Source organism: Streptomyces sp. ITFR-21, assembly GCF_031844685.1.
In the GTDB taxonomy this organism is placed as follows: Bacteria; Actinomycetota; Actinomycetes; order Streptomycetales; family Streptomycetaceae; genus Actinacidiphila.
Genome location: NZ_CP134605.1, coordinates 3,107,361 through 3,120,362, shown reverse-complemented (window position 1 = coordinate 3,120,362; position 13,002 = coordinate 3,107,361). Strand labels below are relative to the sequence as shown.

Here is a 13,002-nt window from a genome sequence, read left to right as displayed (position 1 = left end):
TATCCGGGAGCTACACTCCGTAAGGAATGTGCCGCGCGGTGCGGAACTCTTCGAAAGGCCCTGCGGATGAGTCCGGACGCCACCGTCACCCATGTCATCGCCGCGCTCGCGATCGTCATCGCCACCGCCCACGCCTTGGGCGCGGCTGCCCGCAGGCTGCGGCAACCGGCGGTTATCGGCCAGTTATTCGCGGGTATCGCGTTGGGGCCCAGCTTACTGGGCCTGGCCCCCGGGCATATGTATGAGAACCTGTTTCCGCTGCAGATTCGGCCGGTTCTGACCGCCGTTGCCCAACTGGCCCTGGTTCTCTTCCTCTTCGCCGTCGGCTATGAACTGGATCTGGGCCTGCTGCGCGGGCGGCGCGCGGTGTGGGCCGTCGCGCTGGGCGGATTCGCGATTCCCATGCTGACGGGAATCGCCACCGCGCTGTTCTTCCGCCGCGGGTTCGCCGCCGTCAACGGCGGGAATCCGGTCGACGCCACATTCGTCCTCTTCCTGGCCGTCGCCCTGTCGATCACCGCGGTTCCGGTGCTGGCCGCCGTCATCAGGGACCAGGGGCTGTCCGGCACGGTCGCCGGCGCGGTGGCGATGGCCGCCGCCGGCCTCGTCGACGTGCTGAGCTGGCCGGTGCTCGCCTTCGTACTGGTCGGCGGCGAGCACGGCTCGGTGGCCTCCTGGGCGGTCAGGATCGCGCTGCTGGCCCTGTACGTGCTGGTCATGGTCTTCGTGGTACGGCCGCTGCTGGTGTGGTGGAAACGCCGGCCGGGCACCCTGGTGGCCGACGACGTCCCGGTGGCGGTCGCGGTGGCACTGGGCTCCGCGTGGGCCACCAACGCCCTGGGACTCCACGTCATCTTCGGTGCGCTGCTGGCCGGAGTCATCATGCCCCGCCAGCCGGACGGCGTGCCCGACAGCAGGCTGCTGGGACCGCTCCAGGAGACCGGCGGCCTGCTGCTTCCGGTGTTCTTCGCGGTCTCCGGGCTGGCGGTCGACCTGCGCGGGCTGCACCCTTCCGACGGTCTGGTCCTGCTGCTGCTCTGCGCGGTGGCCACGGTGAGCAAGGTGGGCGCCGGTACGCTGTCGGCCCGCGCCGTCCGCTCCTCCTGGCCCGATGCCGTGGTGACCGGGCTGCTGCTCAACACCCGGGGGCTGACCGAACTCATCGTGCTCGACGTCGGGTTGCGCGCCGGCGTCATCGGTTCGCGGCTCTACACCCTGCTGGTCGTCATGGCGCTGTTCACCACGGCGGCCACCGGTCCGTCGCTCGGGCTGCTGCGCCGGATCCGCGGGGCCAGGACCGTGTCCGACGCCTCCGCCGCGATGGGCGACCCGGAGCCGGCACCGCGGCAGTAGAACGTCGGCGGGCGCCGGACGGGCCGGGCCCGCCGGCGCCCGGCCGCGCCGCGCCGCCATCATCGGCGACGGGGCCGACCGGGCGCCCGCGGGGCCGGCGGACCCGACGGGAGCTCAGAACGGCACCGGGGCGATGTCGACCTCGGCCCGCTGGCTGCTGGCCGCCGAGATAGTTGCCGGGTGTCCCTCCCCGAGCTTGCGGCGGTAGCGGGCCAGGGTCTCGGTCTGCAGGGCGTTGGCCTCGTCCGCCCGGCCCAGCGCGCGCAGGTCGAGGGCCATGTTGTTGGCGCAGGCCAGGGTGGTCGGGTGCTCCTCGCCGAAAAGCCGGGTCAGGACCTTCATCGTCCGCTCGTCCGCCTTCAGGGCCTCCGCGTGGCGGCCCTTCGCACTGTCCAGGCTGGCCATGCCGAGGATCGCGGTGAGGGTGAAAACGTGTTCGTCGCCCAGCTTCGCGCGGAAGCCGGGCAGTGCCTGCGCGAGCTGTTCCTCGGCGCCGTCGAGGTCTCCGAGCTGCCGGAGCGTGATGGCCAGGTTCGTGCGGGCCGACAGCGTGTACGGGTAGTCGGCTCCCAGGCCCAGGACGTACCGCTCGATGGTCTTCTCCCCGATGTCCCGGGACCGCTCGAGCTGGCCGTCCTGCCGGAGGTCGACGATCAGGTTGGCGGCGCAGGCAACGGAGTCCGGATGCGCGGCCCCATTGCGGCTTTCGAACTGCGCGTACGCGATCTCGCCCAGTTGGAGAGCCCCCGCGTGGTCACCCGCGCGCCGGCGGCAGACCGACAGGATGCGGGCGTGGCCCGCGCTGGTGGGGTGTTCCGGTGAGAAGACCCGGCAGGAGATTTCGTAGGCCTTCTCCTCGTACTCGACGGCTCCCAGGTAGTCGCCGGCCTCCCGCATGTCGATCGAGAGCCCGCCCATCGTCAGCAGCGTCTCAGAGCTGTTCTCGCCGAGTACGAGTGCGCGCAGCCGCACTGTCTTCTGGTCGAGTTCCAGGGCCTCGCTGAAGTGGCCGGCCAGCCGCAGGCCGACTCCGAGACTGTGCGCCGCGCGCAGCGTGATGGGGTCGTCCTCGCCGAAGGCGCGCAGGGCCCGGTCGTACACATCCTTGTTGATCTCCAGCCCGCGTTTGAAGTCGGCTTTCAACCGCGGGACGTTGGAGAACTGGATGCGGGCGTCGAGGGTCTCCTCCTCGTCCTCGCCCGCGGTCCGGACGTAGACATCGGCCGTGTGCTCCATCACGACCATGGCTTCCTCGTACTGGCCCAGTCTCCGCAGAATGTAACCGAGCCAGGTCGACATCTGCAGCGTCTGCGGGTCCTCGGCGCCGAACTTCGCGGTCCAGATCTCCCGGGCCTCCCGCGCCAGCGCCGCCGCCCCCGTGGTGTCTCCCCAGGAGTCGAGGAAATTCACCATGCCACGGACGAGATTGCGGACCCAGGGCGAATCGCACTCCACCGCCCTGGAGCTGAGGACGTGCGGAAGCAGTGCCTGGTAGCGCGGCCACAGGGCCGGTGTCCGCGGACTGTTCGGGTTGGCGTCGGCGAGCAGCAGGTGCGCGCCGTGCCGCATGTCCGCCTGTTGCTGCTGCGACATGCGCTGGACCAGCACGGCCTGGACCAGCCGGTGCAGTTGGATGGTGTTGTGCCGGTGCTCGATGCGGGCCAGGGAGTACACGCCCACCTCGCGGATGGCCCGGCCGAGCGCCACCGGGTTGCCGAGCGCCTTGTCCAGTTCCGGCGCGATGCTGGTGTTGCGCACGTTGTTGAACAGGCTGCGGGCGATGGGCTCCGGGGCGAAGAACGCGCACACCTGGAGGAACTGCAGCGCGGCCGGATTGCTTTCCTCCAGCCGCCGCAGGGAGACGTCCCAGGCGGCGGCCACCGACATCGGGTAGTCGGGGGAGGGGACGAGGTCGAGCAGCAGCTCGCTCTCCCTCGCGCTGAGCAGACCCACGTAGTCCTGTACCGGCATCCCGGTCACCGCCAACCAGGCAGCGGCCTGTTCGACGGCGAGCGGCAGGTCGCCGAGGGCCGAGGCGACCAGGTCGGCGTCGGAGTCGCTGAGCGCGCGGGCCCGGCGGCGGATCAGGCTCTTGCTCTCCTCGCGGGTGAAGATGTCCACGGACAGCGTCCTGGCCACCCGGTCCCATTCCTGGTTCCGGGACGTGACGAGAATCTTTCCGGTGCCGCCATTGGGGAAGTACTGCCGGACGGTCTCGACGTTCTCGGCGTTGTCGAACACAAGCAGCCAATTGCGGTAGGGAACCCCGCTGCGCAGCGCCTCACGGACCGCCGGGACCGCCGTAATCGCTTCGTTGCCGACGTCCAGGCCCAGCCTTTGGGCGAGTTCGGCGAGTGCGCTCAGAATCATCGACGGCTGTTCGGAGGGAATCCACCAGATGACGTCGTAGTCGGAAGCGTACTGGTAGACGTATTCAATGGCGATCTGCGATTTCCCGACGCCGCCCATACCGTGCAGCGCGTGCGGCAGCACCGCCGAGGTGGAGCCGGTCACCAGTTGGTCCCGCACCCGGGCGAGCAGGTCCTCCCGCCCGACGAAGTTGGGGTTCTTGGGCGGGACGCTGCCCCACACCGCGGGTACGCCGGCGACCGGCGGCCGGGAAAGCCGTGCCCCGCCCGTGCCGGTGTCCCCGGTCTTCTTTCTGGACGGCGGTGATCCGGCCTCCGGCTGCCCGTCAACGGTGGGCGCCGGAATCTGCCCGACCGTCGTGCCGGCGGTGGTGTCTGGGCTGTGCTGGGTGCTGGCAGAGGTGTCGGTCATTACCAAGCCGTCCAAATCGGAAATCGGGTGTTGATCATTGACATCATGGACCATCTGTCCTGGGCTTTTGGTGAGCCCGGGGGCCATGTCGGAGGGCGCTGTCCCCCGCACAGCGCTTTCCAAAGCGGCGCTGACGCGTTCGGCGCGCTGCAGATAGGGCCCGGAAAGAGCGCGAAGAACCGCCAGTTCGACCCGCATGAACGGCATGCTCTCCGGCGTCACGGTGGGAACGGGCGATTCCCCCGGAGCGAGCAGGGCGCCGCTCAGCCGTCGCATCCCCTCGAACCGGTCGCCGTAGGATTCCGCCACCGACCTGACCACGCGTGCGGTCTCCGAGCGCATCGCGGCCGCCAGCAGTTCCTCGCGCGCGCCGTCGACGAAGTCCAGCGGGATGCCCCCCGTGGTGTGCCGGGTGTCGGGCGGCGTCTGCCGCAGCAGGCCGCTGAGGAACAGCTCCGCCAGGTGCGCGGGTCGCGACTCGGGGACCAGCGTGCGCTGGACGTACCGGATCACCTGGGGTTCGGAGACGACGGCGGCCAGGTGGGTGGCGAGCCGGAAGGCGGTGTGCGAGGCGCGGCTGCGGAAGCGCCGGACGAGTTCACGTGCCGGCGGCGGCACCGACACCGCGGGCGCCCCGAGGTCGTCGTCCGCCGCTTGGTCGGGCACTCCCAGCAGCAGCGCCGGGAGGTCCACCGGGCCCTGCTCCTCGCCGGACACCAGTTGGGCCCACCGGCCGAGCCAGTCCGCGTTCAGCTCGACCACCGGGACGGCCGCCGTCCAGCTCCCGGGCGGCGGATCGAAGGGGTCGTAGTCCTCCGCCGCGAAGTCGACGGCGAGCCGGGTGTTGGGGGCCCCCGGGTACGGGCTGCGGAGCCTGGCCTGCCGGGGGGCGAGGGCGGTGCGGTGCCAGTCCCGCTGGGACAGCAGGTGCGCGACCGCCACCGGGCCGGCGGCCGACCACTGGTCCAGCGCTCTGCGGCCGGCCCCGGTCCGCCACAGGGGTCCCAGCCCGTCGGTCAGCACGAGGACGATCCGGCGGCCGGTCCCGTCCACCAGTTCCGCGGGCGCGCCGGTCGGACCGTTGGGCGCGTCCGGGCCGCGCAGCACCGGGTTCTCGGCCCCGGCCGTCCCCCGTACGCCCATGGTCCGCACCCGCACATCGCGGAAGGCCCCCGACTGCGCCGCCGCGGCGACGACCTCTCCGACGGTCTGCTGCCAGACCACCATGGTCGCGTTGTCGTCCACCACGAGGACCAGTTCGAAGCGGCGTTCGTCCGTCGGCCGGACGTACGGCAGCCACAGCCCGTCCTCGGCGGCGTGTTCGGCGGTGGCCTCCTCGTCGAGCTCCACCTCGAACGCCGAGGGCAGCGCCATCCTCAGCGACCGCAGGGAGCGCGCGATCCCCGGCGCGTCCCGCAGGTCCCGTACCAGGGCGGCCGGTGCGGCCTGCCCGCCGGCGCCGAGGGCGGCCGGTTCGGCCCCCGGCACCGGCACCTGCCCCGCGGCCAGGTCCGGGGCGGCCGGGACCAGGAGCAGGTCACCGGGCGCCGGCGGCGGCGCACCGGACGACGGGTCCGTCCCGGCGGAGCGGTCCGCCTCCTGCGCCCGCTCGGCGTCGGACCTCTCCCCGTCGGACCCCCCGTCGGACCTCTCCCCGTCGGACTCCGCGTCGGACCTCTCCCCGTCGGACTCCGCGTCGGACCTCTCCGCGTCGGACCGGGACCCGGGACCCGCTCCGGCCGTCCCCGGGGCTTCGGAGTCCCCGGGCGCGGACTGCGGGGACCGCCGCCGACCGGACGCCGGCAGCCGTTCCGCCACCGTGAGATAGGCGTGCAGCCACAGCACCTCCGCCATCTCGAAGGGCTCCGGATACGGGGTCGGGTCGTCAGCCATCAGGGAGCACCCGAGAGATCACGCCAGAGAGTGTTCAGCACCCCGGTCCACGAGTCGTCGTCCTCCTGGACGTTGGCCTTCGTCCGCAGGAAGACGGCGTTCAACAGCTGGTCGGTGGCCAGCCCGCCGTTCTCCGCGCTGCGTCTCATGAAGGCCGCGATCATCGCGTCGTACTGGCCGTCCGGGTCGCGGAAGTGGGCCGCGATCATGGCGGCGAGCTGCTCCTGGGTGGGCGGGGAGACGTCCAGCCTGATACAGCGGCGCAGGAAGGCGGGCGGGAACTGCCGCTCTCCGTTGCTGGTGATCACGATGAACGGGAAGGCCCGGCAGGTGACACGGCCGTCGACCACCTCGACCGTGCCGACCGGATCGTCGGTGAACACCTGCGCGTGCCCTTCGTGCTGGCGGGCGCGCACCAGTTCGGGAATGTCGAAGGAGCCGTTCTCCAGGACGTGCAGGAGGTCGTTGGGCAGGTCGATGTCGCCCTTGTCCAGCTCGTCGATGAGCAGGACGCGCGGCAGTTCGTACGGCAGCAGCGCGGTGCCCAGCGGGCCCAGCCGGACGAAGTCGCCGATCCGCGGCCGGCCCTCGTCGTCCTTGGCGGACCCGGCGAGCGGGTCCGGGACCGGCCCGGCAGCCGGTCCCCGTCCGACCGACGCCTGGGCCCGCCCGATGGCGTCGTACTCGTACAGCCCGGAGCGCAGGCTCGTGCGCGAGGTGATCCCCCAGCGGAGCACCCGGCCCAGGCCCAGCTCGCGGGAGACCAGGTAGGCCAGCGTCGACTTCCCGATGCCGGGGCGTCCCGTCACCAGGAGCGGCCGGCGCAGCAGCAGAGCGGTGTTGATCAGGTCGATGTCCTGCGCCTTCTGCCGGGGCGTCGCCCGGCCCGCCACACCCAGCCGACGGTCGTTCTCGTCGCTTTCCGCGGGCACCGGCGGCAGCACCGGTCCGCCGTCGAAATCCCGCCAGCCGGGCGGCGGCGGCAGGATGTCGGCCAGGCGGATGTCGGTGAGCGGCTGTCCGGTGCCGCGGTAGATCCACCAGTTGCGCGTCACGGCGCCGGCCTCCTTGCGCGCCGGACGATGGTCGTCGCTCATCCGTCCTCCCTCCCGTACCGCGTGTCCCGCGCGCTCTCGTATTCCGCCCGGTATCCCGCTCCCGCCGCGTATTCCGCCTCGAACACGTCCCCGTCGACCATGCGATCGGGGTCGTCGAGCAGCACCGCGAGGTATTTCCCCGGGTGCGAACCGCGCTTGGCCGCGGTGGTGGTGGCGGCCTCGCAGCGGATTTTCCGCACCCCTTTGCGCAGGTCTTCCGGGGTGCCCCTCATCAGCCTCCTCAGCTGCCGGCGGGATTCGTCCGGAGCGGGGGACCGGCGGTCCCAGACGACCAGCGGCACCCCGGCGAACAGCGCCGTCCGCAGCGCGGCCATGCCGCCGTCGGCCTCCGCCAGCGGGGGCGAGCTGAGCGCGACCGAGACCAGGCCCTCGTCGCCGGCCAGCTGGTTCCGCCAGCGGTCGGGGTCGTGGTCGCGCCGGCCCGAGGTGTCCCAGTGGCAGGTGATGCCGTGCTCACCGGTCAGCCGCAGCCAGCGGTTGCGCCACTGCCGGTGGTACTTGCGGGCCCGCATGCGCTCCAGGCTGCGCAGGGCCACGGGATAGGTCAGGCACAGGGGCGCCGACGCGGACCCGGGGTCGGCCGGAGCCCACTCGATCGGGTGGTTCATCAGCGCCAGCGGGAGGATGAACTCCAGCATCGGACTGCCGCCCTGCTCGCCCCAGCGCTCCTCCGCCCGCGCGACCAGCCGTGCGACGGCGGCGTCGATGCCGTCGCGGGAGACGACCAGATCCTCCTCGCCGCGCTCCGGCCGCCACGGGCCGGGATACACCTGCTGCCAGGACGACAGGTGGTACCGGTTCCCGCCCGTGCCGTGCGGGCTCAGCTGGATGACGAGGCAGGCGGGCGCCGGCGGTGTCACGGCGGTCTGGGCGATCTCGGCGCGCAGGGCCTTGAGCGGGGGTTTCACCGCGAGCCGGTCCGCCAGGTCGTCGTTCCAGCGCCGCAGGTTTTCGGCCACCCGCGGGTCGGTGTCGGTTCCGCTGAGGGCGGCGCACGTATGCTCGAACAGCGCCATCACGGGCAGCAGCCCGTCGGCGCGGGCGTTGACCCGGGCGAGGTGGCCGAAGGCGTCGCCCAGGGTCAGTGCCCGCGTGTCACGGACCCGCAGCAGGCCCTCGCTCGCCGCGTACAGCAGGGCGGCCGCGTCGAGAGGGCCGGCCCGGGACAGCAGGACCCGGGCCTCGCGCCGCTCGGCCTCAGTCAGGACCTCCAGCACCGCCCGCTGCTCGAGCTCCCTGATCTCGTGCGCCGCAACGGACCCGGGAGCGAAGGTCTCCAGAGCGGTGGCCAGTGCGCGCAGCCCCCCACGGGCCTCCATGCACGCCTTGACGATGGCCACCGTCTCGACTCTCGCCCGGCTGTGCCGCGGGATATCGCCCAGCGCGGGTAACCCCGCCCTCAATACGCCGATGAAAGTGGTGCGCTCCTCGGGTCCGTCGAGTTCGTGAACCGCACTCATCAGTTCGACCAGCCTCTGCATGACGCTCGGCCCGTAGTCGTCGACCTCGCTGAACAAGCCCCCCCCGTCCAGCCCCAGCGCCCCCGGTGCTGACTACCGAATAGAGAGCGCGGGCAGCTCAGTGTTACCACCAGAGTATGGCGCGTGTCCGGTCCGTCACCACCCCGCGCGGGATATGGCTCATAGCGCACGCGAACCGGCCCACTTCGTCCGGCCCGAGCCGCGGCGGCCACCGCTTTCGTACCGCCTGCTCTCGTACCGCCCGCTTTCGTACCGCCCCCGGGGGACCCCAGGGCACGGGGGGAACAGGTGCGGAGGTACCGTCACGGAGTGCCCCGTGTTCTGCTCACCCGCCGCTGGATCCTGCTGACCCTGCTGGCACTGGCGATGGTATTGGCCATGTACCGGCTGGGCCTGTGGCAGTTCCACCGCTACCAGCAGACGAAGAAGAGCAACCACGTGATCTCGCTGGCGGTCCACTCCGCCCCGGTCCCGGTCGACACGCTCACCCGCCCCGGTACGGACGTGCCCGGCGCTCTCCGGTACCGGCCCGTCACGGCGACCGGGCGCTTCGACGCCGCGCACCAGTTCGTGGTCAGGCGCCGCACCAACACCGACGGCGCCATCGGCTTCTTCCTGATCACCCCGCTGATCACCGACCACGGCGACGCCGTGCTGGTCAACCGGGGCTGGGTGGCGCCCGACGACTCCGACGGCGCCGCGTTCCCGGCCCTGCCGAGGACGCCGCCGGGTAAGGTGACGGTCACCGGGCGGTTGCAGCCCGACGAGACCTCCGCGGTCAGCGGCATCCGCGAGGTACGCGGGCTGCCGCCGCGCCAGTACATGCTGATCAACAGCAAGGAGCAGGCCGCGGCGCTGCCGGAACCGGTCCTGGGCGGCTATCTGGAGCTGGTCCGGGCCAGCCCGCCGCTCACCCCGGCCGACTCCGCCGAGTTGGTCGCGCCGCCCAACAGCAGCCAGTCCACCAGCGAAGCCGTCGTCGGCCAGGGCGTGCACCTGCCGTACGCGGTCCAGTGGTGGCTGTTCGCGCTGATGGTCCCGGTCGGCTGGTGGGTGCTGCTGCGGCAGGAGCTCAAAGAACGGCGGAGCAGGCCCGCGGCCCCGGCGCCGCAGCCGGCCCCGGCCGCGTCACCCTGAGGTCGCGGACGGCGGCGACCGGTGGCGGTCCTGCCGGGCCCGGTGCCGGGCCCGGCGTCCGGGGTCGGTCGCCGCCCGCTGTCACGCCTCGCTGCGTACGAGCAGCACCGACACCGGCGAGGACTTCGCCACGCCGCGGCTCACGCTCGGGTGCAGCAGCGCGGAGATGCCGCTGTAGTGGCCGGGGCCGACGACGATGAGGTCGCTGCCGAGCGCCTCCGCCCGATCCACGAGGATGGCCGCCAGTTCGCCGCGCAGCCCCTCGTCCACCTCGCCGTCGGCGGTGATCCCCTCGTCGCGCAGCCGGGCCACCGCGTCGTCCACGACCTGCCGGCTCTGCGCGATCTCCTCGACCGGGACGACCGTGGAGGTGATCCCGCCGGAGATGACCTCGGAGGGCAGGATGTGGATGACGTGCACCTTCCCCTCCGTCAGCTTCGCGAGGGACGCCACCGCGTCCAGTACGGCGGTGCCGTGGGCCGAACCGTCCACGGCGGTAAGGATGTTCTTGTACATGGCGCCAACTTCCTTGTCCGAAGGGGTCTCACGAATGCGCGGCCCTCCGTACTCCCTCAGCGGCCCGGCGCCAAGCCGCATTCCCGGTTCCGGCGTGATGATCGCCACTCGGCCGGTGCGGCCGGCGTGCACCGTCCGCGCCGCGCCGGGCCGCACGCGCCGTGCCCGCCGCGTCCTCCCGGCCGCCCGCGGCATCCGCCTCCCAGACGACCTCGTCGCGGTGGACCCCGTCCCCACCGACGGCGTCCTCGACGCGGTCGCGGCCGTCTGGGCCGCCCACCGCGTCCGCACCGGCGCCGCCGGCTTCCTCCCCCCCCCCGCTCCCCGAACGGGACCGCCGTGGCCGGCCGGTCGCCATCCGTTTCCGAACCACCCCGCCGCTGCCCCGCCTCCGCCCCGCGGCGCCGCAACCCCGCGCGGTCAGACCGTCGTTCGGGATCCGACGGGGCATCAGCACGGGCGGACGCGTCCGCCGTCGGGGCGGACGCGCGCGATGGGCGCACGGCAGGCGGTGGCCCGAAGTAACCGGCGCGTGTCGGACGGGTGACGAGTGGAATCAGCTGCCGCCGATTCCCCCATCCCGCGGTGAACGGGAGCACTATGGACGCAAGCGAGTGCCCTTGACCCCGGCACGTCCGGCTCCGGACGCGCGGTGGACCCCCGAAGGGGGTGGGCACGGATGACGACCGTTGACGACCAGAAGGTCCCGCGGCACGAGGTGGTACGCCTCACCGGCGAACTCGACCTGGACAGCGCCCGGTGGTTCGGGCCGCTGCTGCGCCGGGTGGGCGCCGGGCCGTCCTCGCCGCGGCTGGTCGTGGACCTGCGGGCGGTGACGTTCATGGACTGCATACCGCTGCGGGCGCTGTGCGAGGTCCGGGCGCGGTGCCTGGCCGCTGGGGGCTGGGTCCGGCTGGTGTACACCCGGCCCAGCATCGGGCGGCTGCTGGACGTGACCGACCTGGGCGGGGAGTTCCCGCGGTACGCCACGATCGGCGACGCCTGCCGGAACCGACCGGAACCGACCCCCGCGTCCGCCTCCCCGCTGGCGCGGAGCGGGCGTTGATCACTGACCGGATGGCGGCCGTGCTGGCCCGGCTGCACCTGGGACAGGACCAAAACCTGGCCGCCGCCTGCGCGGACGCCTTGGAGGTGGACGGGGTGTCGCTGTCGCTGACCGTCGCGGGCCCCGGGGCCGAACTGATCTGGTCCTTCGGCAAGGACAGCGTCCTGGTGGAGGAACTCCAGTTCACCCTGGGCGAGGGGCCGGCGGCCGACACGGTCCGCACCGGCGCCCCGATCACCGTTCCGGACGTGCGGACCGCACCGCCGGGGCGCTGGCCGGCGTTGCGGGCGTCGATGGCCGAACTGGAGCTGTCCGTAGGCGGCTTGTTCTGCTTCCCGCTGCGGCTGGGCGCGATCCACCTCGGGGTGCTGACCGCTGTCAGCGCGACTCCCGGCCCGCTGCGGGAGACACAGACCGCGGACGCGCTGGCCCTGGCCTCGGCCCTCACCGCCTGGTACCTGGGCGGGGCCGGCGCCGAACCGAACGGCGCGACCGGCACCGGGCTGCGCGGCGGCCCCGGTACGGGTGTGCCGGCCGAACTGCACCGCGCCGAGGTGCACCAGGCCACCGGCATGGTCAGCGTCCAGCTCGAAGTGTCCCTGGCCGAAGCGCTGTTGAGGCTGCGCGCCTACGCCTACTCCCACGCCCGCCCGCTGCACGAGGTGGCCGGCGACGTCGTGGCCAGACGATTGCGTCTGCCGACGGACACGGACACACCGTCCTCGTCCGAGAATCGAGAGGGATGATCGTCATGGCTCGCCCTTTGCGTCTGATGGAGATCTTCGTGGAGTTGGCCGACTCCCTGATCGACGACTTCGACGTCATCGACTTCCTGCAGCGGCTGTCCTCACGGTGCGTGGAACTGCTGGACGTTCCGGCCGCCGGCATCCTGCTCGCCGACCAGAACGGCGAGCTGCAGGCCGTCGCCGCGTCGGACGAGCACACCCGGCTGCTCGAACTCTTCGCCCTGCAACAGGCGCAGGGCCCGTGCGTCGACTGCTACCGCTCCGGTGTGGCCAGGGTGAACATCGACCTGACCGACCCGGCCGTCACCAAGCCCTGGGAGGCGTTCGCGCTCCGGGCCGGCGCGGCGGGGTTCCAGGTCACCCACGCCATTCCGCTGCGGGTCAGGGACCGGGTCGTCGGCGCGCTGAACCTCTTCCACACCGACCGCGGCCAGCTTCCCCCGGAGGACATCGCGCTGGCCCAGGCGATGGCCGACATCGCGACCATCGCCATCCTCCAGCAGCGCACCCTGGACCGGTCCCACATCGAGACCACCCAGCTGCAGAACGCGCTGAACACCCGTGTCGTGATCGAACAGGCCAAGGGCGTCCTCGCCGAGCGCTGGAACAGCGACGTCGACCAGGCGTTCACCGCGCTGCGCACCTACGCCCGCTTCCACAACCTGCGGATCTCGGACCTCGCGCACGCCGTCATCGACGGCCGCCTGGACACCCTGCTGATCCCGCCGCCCCCGCCGCCCCCGCCGCCCCCGTCGACCACGGACGGCCGGCTCGGCCGCCCCGGCAGCGCCCCCTCGCGGGGCCGGCGCCTCTAGGGCCTGTCGTGGGGAGCAGCGCGGCGCCGCGGGCCCCGGCCCGTACGTCCGCCGCGTTCCCGTCGCCCGACGACACACCATGCCGCGTCCCTCCTC

9 protein-coding genes are annotated in these 13,002 nt (G+C 72.4%); 5 read left to right on the top strand and 4 right to left on the bottom strand.

The annotated features are described in order from the left end of the window. Positions 1-66 precede the first annotated feature (66 nt). Entirely contained in the window at positions 67-1,353 is a 1,287-nt protein-coding gene (locus RLT57_RS13495) for a cation:proton antiporter (RefSeq protein ID WP_311297632.1), read from the top strand. Positions 1,354-1,467: 114 nt separating this feature from the next. Here the strand turns inward: RLT57_RS13495 and fxsT are convergent, their stop codons facing one another. The 3 genes from fxsT to RLT57_RS13480 are packed head-to-tail and all read right to left on the bottom strand — an operon-like array spanning position 1,468 to position 8,662. Continuing rightward, on the bottom strand, positions 1,468-6,027 hold the full coding sequence (fxsT, locus tag RLT57_RS13490) for an FxSxx-COOH system tetratricopeptide repeat protein (RefSeq protein WP_311297631.1): 4,560 nt from the start codon (positions 6,025-6,027) through the stop codon (positions 1,468-1,470). Continuing rightward, positions 6,027-7,124 carry an AAA family ATPase gene (locus RLT57_RS13485; protein WP_311297630.1) on the bottom strand — a complete coding sequence of 366 codons (1,098 nt, stop codon included), beginning with the start codon at positions 7,122-7,124 and terminating at the stop codon, positions 6,027-6,029. Before RLT57_RS13485 ends, fxsT begins: the two co-directional genes overlap by 1 nt. Then, complete coding sequence (locus tag RLT57_RS13480) at positions 7,121-8,662, bottom strand: effector-associated domain 2-containing protein (protein WP_311297629.1); 1,542 nt, start codon at positions 8,660-8,662, stop codon at positions 7,121-7,123. The genes RLT57_RS13485 and RLT57_RS13480 overlap by 4 nt, the downstream gene beginning before the upstream one ends. A gap of 273 nt (positions 8,663-8,935) precedes the next feature. Here RLT57_RS13480 and RLT57_RS13475 point away from each other — a divergent pair, with 273 nt between their 5' ends. Next, the gene (locus RLT57_RS13475) at positions 8,936-9,763 is read left to right on the top strand and encodes an SURF1 family cytochrome oxidase biogenesis protein (RefSeq protein WP_311297628.1); all 828 of its coding nucleotides are present in this window, start codon (positions 8,936-8,938) and stop codon (positions 9,761-9,763) included. An 81-nt stretch (positions 9,764-9,844) separates the two neighbouring features. Here RLT57_RS13475 and RLT57_RS13470 read toward each other — a convergent pair whose 3' ends face one another. After that, a complete protein-coding gene (locus tag RLT57_RS13470; protein ID WP_311297627.1) occupies positions 9,845-10,279 on the bottom strand; it encodes a universal stress protein in 435 nt (144 codons plus the stop codon). Between the two features lie 679 nt (positions 10,280-10,958). Between RLT57_RS13470 and RLT57_RS13465 the strand changes: the two genes are divergently transcribed. Genes RLT57_RS13465 through RLT57_RS13455 form a run of 3 tightly spaced genes read left to right on the top strand, consistent with a single transcriptional unit; the run spans position 10,959 to position 12,906 of the window. Beyond that, on the top strand, positions 10,959-11,345 hold the full coding sequence (locus RLT57_RS13465; protein WP_311297626.1) for an STAS domain-containing protein: 387 nt from the start codon (positions 10,959-10,961) through the stop codon (positions 11,343-11,345). Further along, positions 11,342-12,091 (top strand): GAF and ANTAR domain-containing protein, encoded by a 750-nt coding sequence (locus RLT57_RS13460; RefSeq protein WP_311297625.1) that lies wholly within the window; start codon positions 11,342-11,344, stop codon positions 12,089-12,091. Before RLT57_RS13465 ends, RLT57_RS13460 begins: the two co-directional genes overlap by 4 nt. Continuing rightward, a complete protein-coding gene (locus RLT57_RS13455; RefSeq protein ID WP_399128603.1) occupies positions 12,088-12,906 on the top strand; it encodes an ANTAR domain-containing protein in 819 nt (272 codons plus the stop codon). Before RLT57_RS13460 ends, RLT57_RS13455 begins: the two co-directional genes overlap by 4 nt. The last annotated feature ends 96 nt before the right edge of the window (positions 12,907-13,002 follow it).